This window comes from Pedobacter sp. 10L46_2, assembly GCF_056395165.1.
The window spans coordinates 1-18,547 of sequence record NZ_JBFTIZ010000039.1; the positions used below are offsets into that span (position 1 = coordinate 1).

The following is an 18,547-nucleotide window of genomic DNA, read 5'->3' on the forward strand; positions in this document are numbered from 1 at the left end:
ATTTTATATCTACCTATACAAAATGTTACAACTTATTTTATTTTTTTGGTTAAATATTTTTCATCCATTTTACGTTAGCGTAACCGAGATAGATCATAATCAAAAAACAAAAACTGTTCAGGTAAGTGTGCGTGTATTTTTTGATGATTTTGAAAATGCGCTTGATAAGCGTTATAAAACAAGTATCAATATTTTGAAGCCTAAAGATCGTAAACAGGTAGACGGGCTTATTTCCGATTACATAAAAAGCCACCTGCAGATTAAGGCTAATAATAAATCGCTTACGCTAAAGTACCTGGGATATCAAATTGAAGAGGATGCCGCATGGTGCTATTTTGAAAGTGAAAAAATAGAAAGCATCGAAAAGCTAGAGATTCAAAACGACATACTGTTTGAACAGCACGATTCACAGATCAATATGATTCATGCTACAGTTAATGGAAAGCGAAAAAGTACCAAACTTGATAACCCGGAAAAATCAGTCGCGTTTTCTTATTAATCCTAAATAAAAAAGGGAGCAACTGCTCCCTTTTAATTAAATCTTTACACAGTTTACTGGTATTGAATGTAAACCGGAACTGGTTTCAATTTCATCAATTCCTCTGGAGTCATTAAGCGCTTAGGATCTTTTTTCAAATCATTTTTATAGAACAATTTGAAGCCCGTAAACTGAACAGGCTCAGAGAAAATAAAGTGACGGTAAGTTCCTTTTTTAAGTTCTGGCTCACCCCATCCGTCCATATGCATTACAATTTGAACTTCCGGACGAAGTTTTATGTTTTGAGAATTGGTAACCATCTTTTTTGTGAAACGGTGAACCACAAATACTTTTGGAGGCAAGTTATATTTCTTTACAAGATTAGTTAAATACTGAGAAACATAGTTGATATCGGCAGCATCGTAAGTTCCGATTTTTTTACCTGGAAGCGAACCATCTTTCATAGAAAACTCAGGATCTATACCTAGATGCACAAATGGTAATTGTAAGTATTTTTCTATATGCGGCAATTCAGCCTTGATGTTGCTTAGTGCTACCTGTAAATCTAGAAATACAATAGTATTAGGACGCATTTTAGCAATGCTTAATACAGAGTCAATCTGTGAGTTGGCCATACGGTTAATGTACTTCCCATCTCTGCCCGGCGTACCACTTGCTACAGCAGCAATGTAATGTAAACCTGGCTGTACGGGAGTAGTAGGATCAACTTTTTCCCAATGTTTAACTTCAGCATCCAATCTTTTCCACATCTCTTTTGGAGCATATTCGCCCAGGGCACCCATTTTTTTAGAGTGTAAATTTCCATAATAAACAACAATACGTTTAAATGGAAGTATAGCACCTGCAAGTGGGTATGGTTGTTTTTTAACCGGCCATTTACCAGTGGTATCACCATTGGCTAACTTTGCCATAATTGCATCATACTTTGCAGTGTCAATCGGTCCCCGCAAATCTTCTTTTGTTTCGGTTGCTGTCGAATCTCCAGGAGCATTTTTTGTTTGGCCATTGGCCTTTTTAACGTCCGAGGTGCAGCTTATAAATACACCAATTGAAGCCATTCCGACTAAAAGCATCCCTGCTAGATGAGATAATTTCATTTTTTATACTTGTTTTTTATGGTAAGATAAGATGTAAATGTCAGTTCCAAGCCAACAATAAAATTTTTTACAAGTATACCACTATACATAGTAATAAAAAAGCTGGTTATCAGGGTTAATTAAAATATTTCTATTTATTATTTGTAATTAGTCTAAATAAGTTCTTATACTTGCGGTGTTATTTAAAATTATTCTAAATAGATTGTTAATGAGAATTGGCTTACTGTTAATGGCTGTATTTTTTATCGTTTCAACTACACAAGCACAAGATAAAGGTGCCGACAAGGAATTGAAAAGCGATACCACAGCTAATTCCCTAAAGGAAGTTGTAGTTACGGGCGAATATCAACCTCAATCATTAAGAAATTCAGTTTACAGAACACGTGTTATTAATTCAGAGCGTATTCGCTTGCGTGCTGCAACAAATATTCAGCAAGTATTAAATACAGAATTAGGCTTCAGGTTTTCTAACGACATGGCGTTAGGTACAAGCGACGTAACTTTAATGGGCATGTCGGGCAGAAACGTTAAGATCCTTTTAGATGGTGTGCCAATGATAGACAGGGGAGATACCAGAGAAAGTTTAAACCAAATAGACATCAACTCCATTGAGCGCATAGAGATAGTAGAAGGGCCACTCTCGGTTTCTTATGGTACCGATGCACTTGCTGGTGTAATCAATATCATTACAAAAAAAGCAGTTAAAGAAACATTAAGCCTTAATGCGAGGGTGCAAGAGGAAACAGTGGGGGATGAGTACTCAGCGTTCAGTAAAAAAGGTTCCCACTTGCAACACGTAGGAGCAAGCTGGCAAAATAAGCGTTGGAGTGTTCTTGGAGGTGTAACCCATAACGATTTTAATGGTTTTAACAGTGCACCTGCTTTGGCTACTGCAGCGCAGATCGCTGCTGATATTAATAGGTGGAAACCTAAAGAGCAATGGTTGGGAAATGGCCGTCTGGGTTATAATAGTGATAAGTTAAATGTATGGTACCGAATGGATTATGCTGATGAGACTATTTTAAGCAAGGGTGGCTATAACCCAAACATTTTTAAGTCTGTTAATCAAAAATACATCACCAATAGATATACCCAGCAAATACAAAGCGATTATAAGCTAACTGAGAAATTGCAGCTTAGTGGAATACTTGGTTATTCCAACTTAAAACGTACTACCAGAAGTGTGCTGCATGACTATTCTACAGGAAAGGAAGAATTGTCTACCGGTGCCGGCGAACAAGATGTATCTAAATTCCAATCTACATCGGTCCGAGCAACAGCTCAGTATAGGTTATCAGACCAATGGTCTTTTCAACCTGGTATCGAGATTAATCTGGATGGTTCAAGTGGAGCAAGGATTAAAGGAGATCCCTCTATTCATGATTATGCTTTCTTTATATCTTCTGAGTGGAAGGTTACAGATGGTATAACCATAAGACCGGGTGCCCGCTTTATTAAAAACTCAGTTTACGATGCCCCCCCTGTAATTCCATCACTTAATACAAAATTCAGGTTAAATAAAGATCTTGATTTGCGTTTGGGTTATGCAAGTGGTTTCCGCTCGCCTGCCTTACGCGAACTTTATTACGATTTCTTTGATGCCAGCCATTCTATTTTAGGAAACGAAAACCTTAAAGCAGAACAGTCACATAGTTTGACCGGATCGCTGACTTTTACCAGGTCGCATAATGAAAATGCTGATTTCCGCTCAGTTGTAAGTGGCTTTTATAATACTTTCAGAAACAGAATAGATTTTGGCCTTTCTGCTGCTGATCCTACAATTACTACTCTTATAAACGTTTCTCGCTACAAAACAACTGGAGGAACTTTTGAAAATACTTTAACGCTTAATGATTTTCAGGTTTCTCTGGGCCTTTCCTATATCGGTATTAATAACCGTTTCGTAGCCGATGCTCCAAAACCTGGTGAATCTGATGAATTTGCATGGACTCCTGAGGTGAACAGCAACATCACTTACACCTTTTCCAGAATTGGTGCAACTGTAAATCTGGCCTATAAATTTTCAGGAAGAAGGCCTTTTTATCAGCTCAATACGAACAATGGAATAGAGCAGGTAACACTTGAGAAAACCGGTTCTTATAGTACAGCAGATCTGATGATCAATAAAAAGATATTTAAATCTCTTAATCTGAATGCAGGAGTTAAAAACCTGTTCGATGTAACTACCATTAGCAGCACATCAGTTGCAACTGGTTCGGCACACTCAACGGGTGGCCCGGTTCCATTGAATTATGGACGCTCATATGTTGTAGGGTTAAGTTTTAATTGGAACAAGAATTAGATTATTAATCATTATAATACGTATAAAATCATGAACAAAATTACTAAACTCGTTGCCCTATTGTGTTTTGCTACAGTCTTTACTTCTTGCAGTAAAGATGACGATCCAATATTGGAGGTTCCGGTATCTGATGGGACAACATTAACTCTAAATGGAATAGCTGGTGCCGAAGCAGGCAGTAGTGCTGCCAACAGTGTTTATGTAGATTTAAGTGGAGCCCAACAAACAACCGTGCTTCGTAACAGCTGGGCTTTAGGTTTTTATTCTGGTAATGATTTTAAAGTTGTTCTGAACGGAACTTCAGGGGCATCGGCAAAGAAGCTAGATAAGACAGATTTAAATGCCGTAACTGAAGCAGATTTTAACCTGTCTGATTTAACGATTGCGCTTGGCGAGACAGGTGCTAAAGCTGAAATTGAATTTAAGAAATTTGATGACCCCAGAGAAGCCAGCATCCTTAATAAAACTGCAATTGAAACCATCTCTGCAACAGATTCAGAAAATAAGGTCTATATAGTTAGTCCGGTTGGTGGTAGTCATAGCTCAGTAATAAGTGCAGAGACCGTTTACAAAGTAAGGGTTCTTCGTAAGGCCAACGGGTATACTTTGCAATATGCTAAGCTAAAGGAAACTACTTTTAAATCTGTTGATATTGTTAAGGATGCAAATTCTAACTATAGCTTTTTCTCTCTTACTGATGGAAAAAGTGTAAATGTGGAGCCTGTAAAAGCCAACTGGGATCTGGTATGGACCTGGACCATGTATTATGGTACAAATGCGGATGGTATTTTCCCATATAGCTTTTCTGATATCGTTTTTACCAATAGCCTAAATGGTGTTCAGGTAGCTCAAGTTAAAACTTCGGTAGTAAGTTACGCAGATTTTTCTGAGTCGAACCTTAATGCTTTATCGTTCAGTGCAAACCGAGATGCAATTGGTGATAAATGGAGAAATACAACCGGTACCGCAGTAGGTGTAAAAACTGATTCGTTTTACGTTGTAAAAGATGGCGCCGGTAATATATACAAATTGAAATTTAACAGTTTTCATGCAAGCGACGGTGGAGTGCGCGGCAAGCCTGTAGTAGAATATAAACTCGTTAAAAAAGGATAAAAGTTTGGTTTAGTTTGGTTAGATGAGGATGCTTTCGGCCCCCCCGGAAGCTCCTCTTTTTAAACATTTATTATGAAAAAAATAGGATTGCTGATGGTAGCTGTTGCCATGTTTAGTGCATGCAGGAACACTACCGAAAATAACACTGTCAGGCAATTGCCGGATAGTGTGAAAATTGTTTCTTTAAATGGAACTGTAAGTGAAATAGTTGCCGGACTGGGTTTAGAAAAAAACATTGTAGGAACGGATATAACAAGCAGCTATCCCGAAAGCTTAAAAAGCAAGCCTAAGGTAGGCCACAGTAGTAAGGTCAATGTTGAGGGTGTTTTGTCGCTTCAACCTAATATCGTTGTGGCGATTGATAAAGAAGTATCTCCTCAACTTGCCGCCCAGTTTAAAACCGCGGGCATTAAATTAGTATTGTTTAAACAAGAATTCTCAATAGATGGGGCTAAGAACTTAATCCGTTCCGTTGGCGATAGCCTATTGCAGCAGACCAAGGCAGATTCCCTAATTAAGGTATTTGATGCGGAAGTAGCGGCTACTCAAAAACAAATAACAAATACAAAAAAAGCTAAAGTACTGTTTATTTATGCCCGAGGCACAGGAACAATGATGGTTGGCGGCTTAGGTACACAAGTTGATAAAGTGATTGAATTAGCCGGAGCACAAAATGCGGTAACAGGATTTTCTGAGTATAAGCCTTTAACCTCCGAAGCACTTGTTAAAGCCAACCCCGATGTAATCTTGTTGTTTGATGATGGTTTGCAAAGTTTAGGCGGTACGCAAGGTTTGGAAACAGTTCAGGGTATAGCGCAAACAAATGCAGGTAAAAACAAGAAGTTCATCACTATGGATGGTGCTTTGCTAACCGGTTTCGGTTTGCGTTTAGGCAAGGCAATAACAGAATTGTCTGGTAAAATCAACAACGCAGTTAAGTAGAGAAAATAGAGGTGATTAAAAAAACAGGATATATTATTGTACTGCTTGCGGTAGTTCTGGTCGTAACCATGGTGGTTTCTTCCTGCATTGGTGCTGTGGATATCAGTTTCTCTGAACTGCTATCTATCATAAGTTACCATACAAGATTATCCGATCATCAGGGCTTTACTTCGCAACAGGAATCAGTGTTTTTTAATCTTCGTCTGCCAAGAGTGCTGTTGGGTAGCCTTATTGGCGCCGGATTGGGCGTTTCAGGAGCTGCCATTCAGGGGTTGTTTCGCAACCCCCTTGCCGAACCTGGTTTAATAGGAATATCATCGGGTGCCACATTGTTTGCTGTAATTATGATCGTGCTTGAGATAAATATTTTTAAAAATCTAACAGGTACATTAAGTTTTTACGCCTTATCTATTGCAGCATTTATTGGTGCCGGTATTACTACGATGATTGTTTATCGCATTGCGATGAAGAATGGTAAAACAGTTATCACAACTTTATTACTGGCCGGATTGGCAATTAATGCATTGGCAAATTCGTTTATTGGATTAATGACGTACATGGCTACCGATGCACAATTAAGAAACATTACATTTTGGAACCTTGGAAGTCTAGGCGGGGCTAGCTGGCAAACTGTTAGTGCATTATTACCCTTTGTTTTAATTCCTATTGTTACGCTTCCTTTTTTTGCCAAATCTTTAAACGCATTGGTCCTTGGAGAACCCCAGGCTTTGCATATGGGTGTAAATGTTAAAGTAGTTAAACGGATGATTATTATTCTGGCCACCATGGCTGTGGGTGCTTCTGTTGCCATGGCCGGAATTATTGGATTTATCGGCTTAATTATTCCACATATTATAAGGATGACATTTACTGCTGATCATAGACTGGTAATTCCTGGATCAGCATTGCTTGGTGGGGCTTTGTTAACCGGGGCCGATCTTATTGCAAGAACAATAGTTGCTCCGGCGGAACTTCCAATAGGCATATTAACTGCAATGATTGGTGTGCCTGTGTTTATATATATTATTATTTCTGAGAAAAATAAAAACAACCTATAGATGATCCGAGTAGAAGAACTTACCTATAAAGTAGGAAACAGGAAACTGGTAGATGGGTTGAGCTTTGAGGCTCACTCTGGTGAAATGCTGGCTATTTTAGGTGCTAATGGTGCCGGTAAAAGTACTTTAATGAAATTGCTTTGCAGAGAGATAAGGCCATCGGCAGGTAAGGTTTTTATTAAGGGAAAAGAGCTGATGAATTACAGGCTCGAAGACCTGGCAAAGACAAGAGCTGTGCTTTCTCAGCACAATACGATTTCAGTTTCTTTTATTGTTGATGAACTGGTAATGATGGGAAGATATCCACATTTTGATCAGAAGCCAGCTGCCAACGATTTTTCGGTGGTAAGAAGAGTGATGCAGGATACAGGAATAAGCCATTTGTCGGGCCGAGATTATAATACGCTGTCAGGTGGTGAACAGCAAAGGGTTCAATTGGCGAGGGTTATTGCACAGGTTTATGACAGCCCGAATGCCTGTTTGTTATTGGATGAGCCTACAAACGGTCTTGATATTCAGTTTCAGCAGCAGATTATGGTGTTGGCTCGTAAACTGGCCGACAGAGGGTATTGCGTGATCTGCATTTTGCATGACATCAATTATGCTTCTCGCTTTGCAGATAGAATACTGATGTTAAAAAATGGTAAAAAAGTAGCCGAAGGGTTGCCTGTTGAAGTGATCAATTGTGATAATATTCATGAGACTTTTAGCATTAAAGTAAAGCTAATGGAATGCGAAGATTATAATTGTCCGCTGGTTATACCAGCTACTAGTGTAAGCTAAAAAAGGTGTATCATGAATACACTTCAATTTAAAATAGAACGAATTAATTAAAACAGGATAAAATGGAAAAGATATTAGATTTAAAAAGCCAGTGGGAAGCATTCAAAACAGAAAACCCAAAAGTCCGTATCAGAGATGCTGCAAAACAACTTGGTACCAGCGAAGCCGAATTAATCGCAACAACTGTAAACTCAACAGCTATCCGTTTGCAGGACCAATTCCAGGAGATATTAAAAGAAGTTGAAAGCTTAGGTTATGTAATGGCCTTAACACGTAATGACTTTTGTGTTCATGAACGTAAAGGAATCTATAAAAAAGTATCTTTTAAAGGAATGATGGGATTGGCAGTAAATCCTGATATCGATTTGAGGTTATTTATGAGCGCATGGAAATCGGCCTTTGCGGTTAATGAGAATGACCGTAAAAGCCTCCAGTTTTTTGGTAAGGATGGACAGGCGATACACAAAATCTACTTAACCGATACGAGCAATGCTGACGCTTATGAGGTATTGGTTGAAAAATATACTGCAGACGATCAGACCGCTGCATTAGAGATAATTACAGAGAAAGTTGCTGCCGTAGAAAAACCAGATCAGGAAGTTGATGTAGAAACATTTAAAAAGGAATGGTTGGCGCTAAAGGATACGCACGATTTTCATGGTTTGTTAAGAACTCATGGATTAAGTCGCACTCAGGGTTTGCGTTTAGCACCTGAAGGCCATGCTACACAAATTACAACCGATTCTCTGAAAGCAATTTTAACTAGGGCTTCAGAAACTGATCTTGAAATAATGGTTTTTACCTCAAATGCCGGCTGTATCCAGATCCATACTGGTTTGGTAAAGAAGCTTGTTCAAACAGGCCCGTGGTTTAACGTCCTGGATCCTGAATTTAACATGCACCTTCGTGAAGATGGTATTGCAAACGTATGGTTAGTTAAAAAGCCAACAGATGATGGTATTGTAACCAGTATTGAAGTATTTGATAAAGAAGGAAACATCATTGTTCAGTTTTTTGGAAAGCGTAAACCTGGTATTCCTGAAAATGAGAATTGGAGAATGATCGCAAATGAATTAGCTGTAATTGCATAAACAGCGAAAGAAACTTAAGCAGTAAGGTGTTACTGGGTTTAAGTGTGTTTAAAGGCGTCGGTTTAGGTCCCGGCGCCTTTTTTATTTTTAAAATCTATTCCTCCATCTTAAAGCTGTCGTCATCTCGAAGGAGAGATCTCTTGTTTAGTAGTTCAAGAGATCTCTCCTTCGAGATGACGGGTGTACGCCACTTCCTAATTGAAAATATTGAATTTCTTTATTTGAAAGTATTGAACTTGCCAAAAACACCTAATGGTAGTTTAATACCCGAAGTTGCCTGCAAATACAATTCTCCTGTCTCAAGATTTTTTACCTGAGGGAATGAAGTTTTAATCAGATTCTCTACAATAACAGAAGAAAAACCTAAAGAGTAAGTGTTTAAGATCAGAAAGTGTTCTTCTTCATCCAGCAACTGAACAACATCCTGCATCATTTCCTGAATGTGGTCTTCCAGTTTCCACTTCTCACCATTTGGTCCATGACCAAAAGCAGGGGGGTCCAAGATAATTCCATTATATTTTTTACCGCGTTTAAGCTCTCTTTTTACAAACTTTAGTGCGTCTTCAACCACCCAGCGTACATCTTTAAGCTTAGAAAGTTCCTGGTTTTCATTAGCCCAGTTTACTACTTGTTTAATAGAGTCAACATGAGTAGTGTCTGCTCCGGCAGCTTTTGCAATTAACGATGCAGCACCTGTATAAGCAAATAAGTTTAATACTTTAGGGCTTGCCGTTTTAAATTTCTTTATCGATGAAGAGATATAATCCCAATTCACAGCTTGTTCAGGGAAAACACCAACATGCTTAAATGAGGTTAATCCTAAGCGGAGGTTAATACTTACATCATCATTTTTGTACTCAACATTCCAGCGATCTGGTAAATGGGCGGAGTTTTTAATCCATTCTCCGGAGGTAGCAGAGCGACCTTTAAATTTGATATGTGTTTGTTTTTTCCAGTCTTGATCAGACAAAGTCTTTTTCCATACCGCTTGGGGCTCAGGTCTGGATAGTACCAGGTTACCGAAACGTTCTAATTTTTCAAAATCACCACAATCAATCAGCTCATAATCTTTCCAATGCGTGGGTGTTAGCAGGCTTATCATAATTATATATTAAAACTTTCCTTTTGCAGCCTTCATAAAGCGGCTTGCAAAAACGAAATCATTTAGTTCTTGAATCTCAGTATGGGCAATTTCTTTGTTAGAGCCTTCCCAGAATTTCTTGCCTTCGTGCAAGAAAAGAATATAGTCGCCGATACCCATTACAGAGTTCATATCATGGGTAACAACTATGGTTGTAGTGTTGTATTCTTCAGTAAGCTCTTTAATCAGCTCATCAATTACAATCGAAGTTTTAGGATCAAGTCCAGAGTTTGGCTCATCAACAAACAAATACTTTGGGTTCATGGCAATAGCGCGGGCAATACCCACACGTTTTTTCATACCACCGGAAAGCTCTGCGGGAAACAGTTTGTTTTTTCCTTCAAGGTTTACACGTTCCAAACAGAAATTAACGCGCTCCAGCTTTTCTTTACGTTCCTGATCGGTAAACATATTTAAAGGGAACATGATGTTCTCTTCAACAGTCATTGAATCAAATAAAGCGGAACCCTGAAATAGCATACCTATCTCTTTTCTGATCTCTATCTTTTCTTCGAAGTTCATGGTAGTAAACTCACGCCCATCGTATTCTACACTTCCTTCTTCAGGATGGTGCAGGCCAATCATACATTTAAGTAGTGTGGTTTTACCCGAACCGGAGCCTCCAATGATCAGGTTGGTTACACCAGCTTCAAACTTACCTGAAATTCCCTGTAGTACTTTGTTGCTGCCAAACGATTTGTGTATGTCCTTAATCTCGATCATAATAATAACTGGGTTACAATGTAATCACATGCCAATATCGTAATACAGCTAACAACAACAGCTCTTGTACTTGCCTGGGCTACCTCGAGTGCACCGCCTTTTACATAGAAACCTTCATATGCAGGAACCGAAGTGATGATAAAACCAAATACAAAAGCCTTTACAAGGGCTACAACAATGGTATAAGGATTAAAATCAGTAGTGATACCCTGAATATATTCGGCAGGAGAAACAGCTCCAGATAAAGTACCACCAATGTATCCACCGGTAATGCTGAGGAACATAGACATAATTACCAATAAAGGAACCATGGTAATCCCCGCAATGATTTTTGGCAGGATAAGATAACCGGGAGAGTTGATTCCCATAATCTCGAGTGCATCAATCTGCTCGCTAACACGCATTGTACCAATTTCAGAGGAAATTGCAGACCCGATTTTACCGGCCAAAACAATAGCGGTAATGGTAGGACTAAGCTCAAGAATACTTGAATCTCTGTTTACAGAACCGATAATGGTTTTAGGGATAAAGTCGCTAACCAACTGGAAGGCAATTTGTAATGTCATTACTGCTCCTATGAAAGTAGAAATAATGGCAATCAGCCCCAGGGAACCTACCCCTACAAAATCCATTTGTTTAAAGATGGCCTTCAAGTATATTTTAAACTTTTCGGGCTTTCTAAATACCGCTTTCAATAAAAGTAGGTACCTGCCAAAATTGGTGAAATTCATTCAATGAAAAATTAGCTATAGTATTTGTGCAATATTATTACAAAGAAACAATAAAAAGTTGAAATCGTTGTAATCCCTTTTTCTAACCAATCTTTGGCTATTAATGTTTTGCCATGCGGTGCTTTTTTGTATTATTGTGCTAAATAAAGATGTTTAAACAATGAATGCAATTATTACCGGCGCGACTAAAGGTATTGGAAGGGCCATTGCAATAAAGCTGGCACAGAGTGGATATGACTTAGCAGTGTGTTCAAGAAAAAAGACTGAACTGGATAGTTTTGCAGAAGAGTTAAGGCATACAGGTGTTAGGATATTTACTTATCGGGCAGATTGCAGCATTAAAGAAGATGTGTATGCATTTTGTAATGCTGTAAAAAACGAAATGCCCAAAGTTGATGTTTTAGTGAATAATGCGGGTATGTTTTTGCAGGGATCTATACTTGATGAAGCTGATGATCAGCTTGAAAAGCAAATAAATCTGAACCTTAACGCAGCCTATTACCTGTCAAAGTTTTTTGGTAAAATGATGCGCACACAGCAATCAGGCCACATTTTTAACATATGTTCGATAGCCAGTAAACAAAATGCAGAAAATGCAGGTAGCTATAGTGTAACTAAAGCAGCATTGCTAAGTCTTAATAGTGTATTTAGGGAGGAATTATCAAAATACAACGTTAAGGTAACAGCTGTATTGCCAGGTTCAACACTAACATCATCGTGGGAGGGAACAGAAATCCCCGCTGATCGTTTTGTACAACCAGAAGATATTGCGAATACCATATACACCATTTTAAATTTAAGCAGTGGCGTAAATGTTGATGAGATAACTATAAAGCCGATACAGTTTTAAAATATAGGAGGAAATATATTATGGACAAGAGATTATTTAGAAATGAGCATGAGAAAGTAATTGCAGGTGTATCATCTGGAGTTGCGGAGTACATGGAGGTGGATGTGACGATAATCAGATTATTGTTCGTACTCTCAACCATCTTTTTAGTTGGAACAGGGATTTTGGTGTATATCATCATGTGGATTGTCGTACCTGTAAATAACGATCCGACAAAAAGATTTTCAAAATTTAATGAGTTTTATAAAGGACCACAAAATAATCCTTTTAACTCACCAAACGCGTTTTCACAGCCGTATCAAAACCCTGAAACATCAAATCCATCGCAATCGCAAGCATGGACTTCATCTACAGTAAGTGATGCAGGTTTTACAACTGAGCCGAAACAACCTGAATTTAAGCCTTATCAGAAAAGTGATACTGGAAGAACTGTAGGGGGATTGTTTTTACTGGTTATAGGCCTGTATTTTCTGATGAACGAGTTTAATATCATTCCTTTCTGGTTTAGTATAGGCAAGTTATGGCCACTGGTATTTGTTGCAATAGGAGTAAGCTTTATTCTTAAGTCTAAAAGAAAAGATGCCTGGGAAGAATGGAAAAAACAAAATCCTCAGGAAGGACAAACTACTGATCCTGTAAACCCTGCACCTACACCAACAGACATACCAGGAAATTCAAATACTGGCGAAAGCAATATAGACGATAGATTCACCAAAAAAGATATATAAGATGAAACTGGATAGAATAATGTGGGGTATAGTACTGCTTTTTATAGGTGGGGTGCTCCTTTTAGAAAATTTTCATATAATTGATTTTTACTGGCGCAATGTTTGGCGTTTCTGGCCAATATTTTTAATTATCGCAGGTGTAAATATTCTTTTTAACAGAAATAAATCACAGATAGGTGGAATAGTGTCTATCGCAATCCTTGTTGTAACCTTAGGCGTTTTGTTTTACAAAGGTCAGCAAGCTCCTGAGAGTAAAAGATGGGCTGATGTGAACATTGAAGACAGTGTAGATTTTGATAACAACGATACCGAGCACCTGAGTTTCTCTCATCCTTTTACAGATTCTGTTTCTACTAAAACTGTTTTGAATGTTTCTGGAGGTGGAACATCTTTCGACCTGAAAGGATCTACAGACAGTTTAATTACTGCAGATGTAGAAAAAAGAGGAGGAACCTTTTCATTACAAACAGAAAAAACTGATAGTATAACTACAGTGAACTTTAAAATGAAAGGCAACTCGAAATGGAATATGGGTGACGGTGGAAACGATGTTAAAATGAAATTAAACATTAAACCTACCTGGGAAATCCATATGAACATGGGGGCCGGAGAAGTGAATTTTGACCTTTCACAATACAAGGTGCGCGCTTTCAACTTTGATGGTGGTGCCGCTGCGCTTGATATTAAGATCGGAGAATTGCTGCCTATTACAGATGTAAATGTAAAAACTGGTGTAGCAGATGTTAAAATTAAGATCCCATCAAATTCAGGATGTAGAATCAAAACCAAAACCGGACTTTCATCAAAAGATTTTACAGGTTTTACCAAATTAGAAGATGGCACCTACGAAACTCCGAATTATAAAGCTTCAGCTAAAAAGATATTTATCAATTTAGATGGAGGATTGAGTAGCTTTGAGGTAAATCGTTATTAATCGATTTATCGCGCTTAAATTGCGACAAGCTAACTCTTAGAATGGAAAGTAAGAACGAAATTGAATATACCGTTGTCATAAACGGAAAGCCGGAAGGCCCATATCAATTAGAACAATTAAAGTCACTAAATATCCTTCCGGGAACTTTTATCAGGAAGCCTGGGATGGACGATTATAAAGAAGCTCACGAGTTGCAAGAACTACGTGAGCTTCTTGGTTTTACCTTTCAGAAAACAGCCCCTCAATACTTCGCTTCCTTTGATCAGCGTTTGCTGGCCTCCGTTATAGATTATTTTTTCTTAACACTGGGCTATGTGCTGCTGGTATTAATCAGTTTCATCTTTGTAGAAGAAAAAACGCAGCGGATAATGGTCTCACTGGCAGGATTGCCCCTCATTTCTATTGCTAAATTTATTTATAGCAGCATTGCCGAAGCATCTGATAAGCAAGCAACCATTGGTAAGCGGTTAATTAATATTAAAGTTACAGATCTGGGTGGAAACAGGATCAGTTTAAATAATGCTTATGGCCGAAATGCTGCTAAAATATTGTCTGTAGCTCCTTTCTTTTTGGGCTACTTGTACAGCTTTCTGAATAAGAAGCAACAGTGCTTTCATGATCTGATAGCGGATACACTGGTTATAAAAGACCGGTTGATCTGACATAACAGTTATAAACATAATCTTTATCTTTGTAGCACATTAGCAAGTCATGGAAAAAGTATTTGATCAGCGCGCGTTACAGAAAGAGTTAAATGGCGGGTATTGTAACAGTTTAACCCAATATTCAAGATTTCTAACCAGAGAGGTTAGTATCGGGGATATTCCTATGGGAGGATTAAATCCAATCCGTATTCAATCTATGACCACAACTGATACCATGGATACCTTGGGTACAGTTGAGCAAACCATTAGAATGGTAAACTCTGGTTGCGAATATGTTCGTATTACTGCCCCAAGTATGAAGGAAGCAGAAAACCTTGCTAACATTAAAAAAGAATTAAGATTCAGGGGTTACAATGTGCCACTGGTTGCCGATATCCACTTTACGCCAAATGCTGCTGAAGCTGCGGCTCGAATCGTAGAAAAAGTAAGGGTAAATCCGGGTAACTATGCAGATAAGAAACGCTTCGAAAACATTGAATATACGCAGCAAGCCTATCAGGCAGAGCTGGAGCGCATATATAAGAAATTTACACCGCTGGTAAAGATCTGTAAAGAATACGGAACAGCAATGCGTATTGGTACTAACCATGGATCGCTGTCAGATCGGATCATGAGCCATTACGGCGATACTCCAAGAGGTATGGTTGAATCGGCAATGGAGTTTATCCGTATGTGCGAGGACCAGAATTATTACAATCTGGTTATCTCTATGAAAGCCAGTAATACACAGATCATGGTTCAGGCATACCGTTTACTGGTAGAGACCATGGTAAAAGAAGGCATGAATTATCCTTTGCACCTTGGTGTAACTGAGGCTGGCGATGGGGAAGACGGCCGTATTAAATCGGCAGTTGGTATTGGAACATTACTTGAAGACGGATTGGGCGATACCATTAGGGTTTCTTTAACCGAGGATCCTGAATTTGAGGCTCCTGTTGCAAAAGCATTGGCTTCAAGATATGAAACCAGGGCACTGTTAAATAATGAAATTATTGCGGGACAAAAATCAGAAAGCATTACTGTAAAAGACCTGCCCTATAATCCTTACGAATACAACCGCAGGCATACAGAACCTGTACAACATATTGGCGATCATCATCACCCTGTAGTGATCATTGATGCATCTAAAGAAAACTTAAAAGACCCTTACTTTTTAACAGCAGTTGGCTATAAATATAGTGCAGGTCTGGATAAATACAACATGGCCGATCAGGCAACCGATATGGTATATCTTGGAGATGCATTGCCTTCATTCTCTTTTCCGGGTAATCTAAAGCAGATTTATAATTATCAAACCTGGCTAAATTTAAAGGATAAGAACAATTGCCATCCCTTACTTTCTTTTGAAGAATACATTGCTGCCGATGTTAAAGATGAGTATTTAAATCTTGTTAGTATAAAAGCAGAAGAGGGTGCCGGTATAGATCTTTCTAAATTGCAGTCAAATGTAGTTTTGGTATTAGAAACTAATGCTGCACATGGTATGGCTATGCAAAGGGAGTTTTTTGTATCCTTAATGAAGCATAATTCGCAAATACCGGTTGTAGTAAAAAGAGCATATTCAGGCATTAGTGCTGATGATCTGATGCTGTATGCGGCTACCGATCTTGGTGCTTTGTTTACTGATGGACTGGGCGACGGTATATGGATCAGTGCTGACGAAACCGTAGGCTTATCACTAATTAATGCCACAAGTTTTGGTATTTTACAGGCAACACGTACCCGCATTTCTAAAACAGAATACATCTCTTGTCCAAGCTGCGGACGAACACTTTTTGATCTTCAGGAAACTACCCAATTGATCCGTTCACGTACCGATCATCTTAAAGGAATCAAAATTGGTATCATGGGTTGCATTGTAAATGGCCCGGGTGAAATGGCTGATGCCGATTATGGCTATGTAGGGACCGGCCCTGATAAAATAACGCTTTATCGCGGAAAAGAAGTGGTCAAGAAAAATGTAAATGCTGCCCGTGCCCTTGATGATCTGATTGAACTGATCAGAGAAGACGGGAACTGGATAGAGGTAAATCAAAACTAAAAGACACTTTATTTCCYAGCAGGTCAATGTTCAGTTTGCTGTCGTTGGCTTTTATATATTCCCTGATCAGCGTTAGGCCCAAACCTATACCTTTCTCATTTTCCGTTCCGTAGGTTGCGCCTCCCGCTTTTGGATTTCGAATATCTTCAACGTCAAATTGCTCTGGATTATTGATGGTATTCCACACGCAGATCTCTACCATATTGCCATGGTTTTTTAGGGCGATTCCAATTTCATTGCCGGTAGGAGTAAACTTTATCGCATTGTCAATCAGGTTTCGTAGAATGAGCTGTACATGGTCCTCATCTGCATAAGCTGAAAAAGAATCCGATAAATTGATGTCTGTCAGGATCCCTTTCTTATGGATCAGCGGCAGATAAACCAAAAGCAATTTTTCTATAAAAGGTTTAAGATCAAATGTAGTGGGTACACTATTTACCACTTCCATTTGTCGTCTTGCCCAATATAAAAGGTTATTTAAAGAACTATTGATCGTTTCAATGTGCTTTTGATTCTCTGTTAACAGCATTTTATAATCTTCGAGAGTTAGCATGTCCATGTCTTTAAGCGCAAAGATGCCTGTCAGACTGTTAAAAGGACTTCTAAGGTCATGTGCAATGATAGAGAATAACTTATTTTTTACAGAATTGGAAAGTTCCAGTTCCGTTATCGTGTCACTGAGTTTTAATGTACGCTCCTTAACAATGTGCTCCAAACGCAGGTTCTGATCGTTTACCAGCATCAGGTTTTCATCTCGTGTATGCTGTTCCCGTTTAATTACTAGATTATAACGATATCCCATTGCAAATGACAGTAATAACAATTCAATTGCTGATCCAATTGGTAAAAGATCAAAAGTATAATCTGTAAAAGGAAGAATCTTCGATAAGGTTAAAATGACAATCAAGATCGCCAGAGCTATGAAGCTCCAGGCAAGAATATAATATTTAGCTGGAGTATGCCCACTTCTGTAAGCAACAAATCCTGAAATCCATAAAATGATAGGAGAAACAAACATCAAGATCTGCGTATAGTTAGCTGCTATTCCCTTGTATCCAAGAATGCTGACAAAAAACAGGATGACACAAAAGAAAATAAGTGCCAAGTAAATCTTTAAAAACTTTGGTGCAGTTACACGGAGATTGAGGAAACGTCTACAAAATAAAATTCCAAAAATAACTGTTACGGACAGGAAGGCATGGGGATAAAGGTTGATGATTTTCCTTATCTCAGAATTAAGAAGGTAAGAATATCCCCTCAAATACAAAGAAACATAAATAAATAGACCAGGCACATACAGACAATAATACAGGTACAATTTGTCTCTCATATTCATGTATAAGAAAATGTTATACACAAATAAAGAAAGCAGAACACCCATAAAAACAATCTCCAGGTAGTCTCTGAAAGTAGGGCCCGCAACTAAAGTGTCAGAGGTAGCCATCTTTAATGGCAGTGGTAGGTAATTGTCAGATTTTACCCTTATAAAAATGTGCTGTACATCGGTTTGGTTGCTGTTTTGAGGTAAGCTGAAGGTATAACGATTCTCTGATTTTACCTTGGTGCTCGAAGGTATTAAAAAGCCTGATTTGAATTGAACCCAGGTTCCGTCAGTGTTATCTGCATAACAATCAATGTATTCAATATTGGGCATGTCTGCAATTAAATAAGCTTTTCCTGTGCTTTGATTAACGTAGTTAATTTTAATCCAAAATGCAGATTTTGTATTTCCGAGGTTTAGTACGTTTGATTCACTGGGTTTAAATTTTCCGGCCTTTTCAAAAGTTTTAACTTCATCAATCGTTAATGATGCATCCTTATCTTCAAAATAAGTTACCTGTTTACCTAT

The 18,547-nt window shown here is 38.4% G+C and carries 17 protein-coding genes; 12 read left to right on the forward strand and 5 right to left on the reverse strand.

Annotated elements, in window-relative coordinates; all coding sequences use genetic code 11:
- On the forward strand, positions 1-499 hold a 499-nt coding region (locus AC1DDX_RS06520; protein ID WP_477621881.1), incomplete at its 5' end, for a DUF6702 family protein.
- Positions 500-552: 53 nt separating this feature from the next.
- On the opposite strand, the gene AC1DDX_RS06525 is transcribed toward AC1DDX_RS06520, so the two are convergent.
- Complete coding sequence (locus tag AC1DDX_RS06525) at positions 553-1,596, reverse strand: hypothetical protein (protein ID WP_172661010.1); 1,044 nt, start codon at positions 1,594-1,596, stop codon at positions 553-555.
- 208 nt (positions 1,597-1,804) lie between these two features.
- Here AC1DDX_RS06525 and AC1DDX_RS06530 point away from each other — a divergent pair, with 208 nt between their 5' ends.
- From AC1DDX_RS06530 to AC1DDX_RS06555, 6 genes are all read left to right on the forward strand, one after another.
- Positions 1,805-3,898, forward strand: coding sequence for a TonB-dependent receptor plug domain-containing protein (locus tag AC1DDX_RS06530; protein ID WP_288879592.1), 2,094 nt, complete (start codon positions 1,805-1,807; stop codon positions 3,896-3,898).
- 30 nt (positions 3,899-3,928) lie between these two features.
- Positions 3,929-5,011: an HmuY family protein gene (locus AC1DDX_RS06535; RefSeq protein WP_337715865.1), complete on the forward strand. Its 1,083-nt coding sequence runs from the start codon at positions 3,929-3,931 to the stop codon at positions 5,009-5,011.
- Between the two features lie 72 nt (positions 5,012-5,083).
- On the forward strand, positions 5,084-5,953 hold the full coding sequence (locus AC1DDX_RS06540; RefSeq protein ID WP_337715863.1) for a heme/hemin ABC transporter substrate-binding protein: 870 nt from the start codon (positions 5,084-5,086) through the stop codon (positions 5,951-5,953).
- Between the two features lie 11 nt (positions 5,954-5,964).
- On the forward strand, positions 5,965-7,011 hold the full coding sequence (locus AC1DDX_RS06545) for a FecCD family ABC transporter permease (protein WP_288879597.1): 1,047 nt from the start codon (positions 5,965-5,967) through the stop codon (positions 7,009-7,011).
- The gene (locus AC1DDX_RS06550) at positions 7,012-7,794 is read left to right on the forward strand and encodes a heme ABC transporter ATP-binding protein (RefSeq protein WP_172661007.1); all 783 of its coding nucleotides are present in this window, start codon (positions 7,012-7,014) and stop codon (positions 7,792-7,794) included. It begins immediately after the preceding gene.
- 62 nt (positions 7,795-7,856) lie between these two features.
- The gene (locus tag AC1DDX_RS06555; RefSeq protein ID WP_172661006.1) at positions 7,857-8,885 is read left to right on the forward strand and encodes a hemin-degrading factor; all 1,029 of its coding nucleotides are present in this window, start codon (positions 7,857-7,859) and stop codon (positions 8,883-8,885) included.
- Positions 8,886-9,102: 217 nt separating this feature from the next.
- Here AC1DDX_RS06555 and AC1DDX_RS06560 read toward each other — a convergent pair whose 3' ends face one another.
- Genes AC1DDX_RS06560 through AC1DDX_RS06570 form a run of 3 tightly spaced genes read right to left on the reverse strand, consistent with a single transcriptional unit; the run spans position 9,103 to position 11,480 of the window.
- A complete protein-coding gene (locus AC1DDX_RS06560; protein ID WP_172661005.1) occupies positions 9,103-9,987 on the reverse strand; it encodes a class I SAM-dependent methyltransferase in 885 nt (294 codons plus the stop codon).
- Between the two features lie 9 nt (positions 9,988-9,996).
- Complete coding sequence (locus AC1DDX_RS06565; RefSeq protein ID WP_048903872.1) at positions 9,997-10,749, reverse strand: ABC transporter ATP-binding protein; 753 nt, start codon at positions 10,747-10,749, stop codon at positions 9,997-9,999.
- Entirely contained in the window at positions 10,746-11,480 is a 735-nt protein-coding gene (locus AC1DDX_RS06570) for an MlaE family ABC transporter permease (RefSeq protein ID WP_172661004.1), read from the reverse strand. The genes AC1DDX_RS06565 and AC1DDX_RS06570 overlap by 4 nt, the downstream gene beginning before the upstream one ends.
- A 160-nt stretch (positions 11,481-11,640) precedes the next feature.
- Between AC1DDX_RS06570 and AC1DDX_RS06575 the strand changes: the two genes are divergently transcribed.
- The 5 genes from AC1DDX_RS06575 to ispG are packed head-to-tail and all read left to right on the forward strand — an operon-like array spanning position 11,641 to position 16,698.
- Positions 11,641-12,330 (forward strand): SDR family NAD(P)-dependent oxidoreductase, encoded by a 690-nt coding sequence (locus AC1DDX_RS06575; RefSeq protein ID WP_172661003.1) that lies wholly within the window; start codon positions 11,641-11,643, stop codon positions 12,328-12,330.
- A gap of 20 nt (positions 12,331-12,350) precedes the next feature.
- The gene (locus AC1DDX_RS06580) at positions 12,351-13,058 is read left to right on the forward strand and encodes a PspC domain-containing protein (RefSeq protein WP_172661002.1); all 708 of its coding nucleotides are present in this window, start codon (positions 12,351-12,353) and stop codon (positions 13,056-13,058) included.
- 1 nt (position 13,059) lies between these two features.
- A complete protein-coding gene (locus tag AC1DDX_RS06585; protein ID WP_288879602.1) occupies positions 13,060-13,992 on the forward strand; it encodes a LiaF transmembrane domain-containing protein in 933 nt (310 codons plus the stop codon).
- A 41-nt stretch (positions 13,993-14,033) separates the two neighbouring features.
- Positions 14,034-14,654, forward strand: coding sequence for an RDD family protein (locus AC1DDX_RS06590; protein ID WP_172661000.1), 621 nt, complete (start codon positions 14,034-14,036; stop codon positions 14,652-14,654).
- A gap of 49 nt (positions 14,655-14,703) precedes the next feature.
- On the forward strand, positions 14,704-16,698 hold the full coding sequence (gene ispG / locus AC1DDX_RS06595) for a (E)-4-hydroxy-3-methylbut-2-enyl-diphosphate synthase (RefSeq protein WP_288879604.1): 1,995 nt from the start codon (positions 14,704-14,706) through the stop codon (positions 16,696-16,698).
- Here the strand turns inward: ispG and AC1DDX_RS06600 are convergent.
- On the reverse strand, positions 16,658-18,547 hold a 1,890-nt coding region (locus AC1DDX_RS06600; protein ID WP_477621882.1), incomplete at its 5' end, for a sensor histidine kinase. The genes ispG and AC1DDX_RS06600 overlap by 41 nt on opposite strands.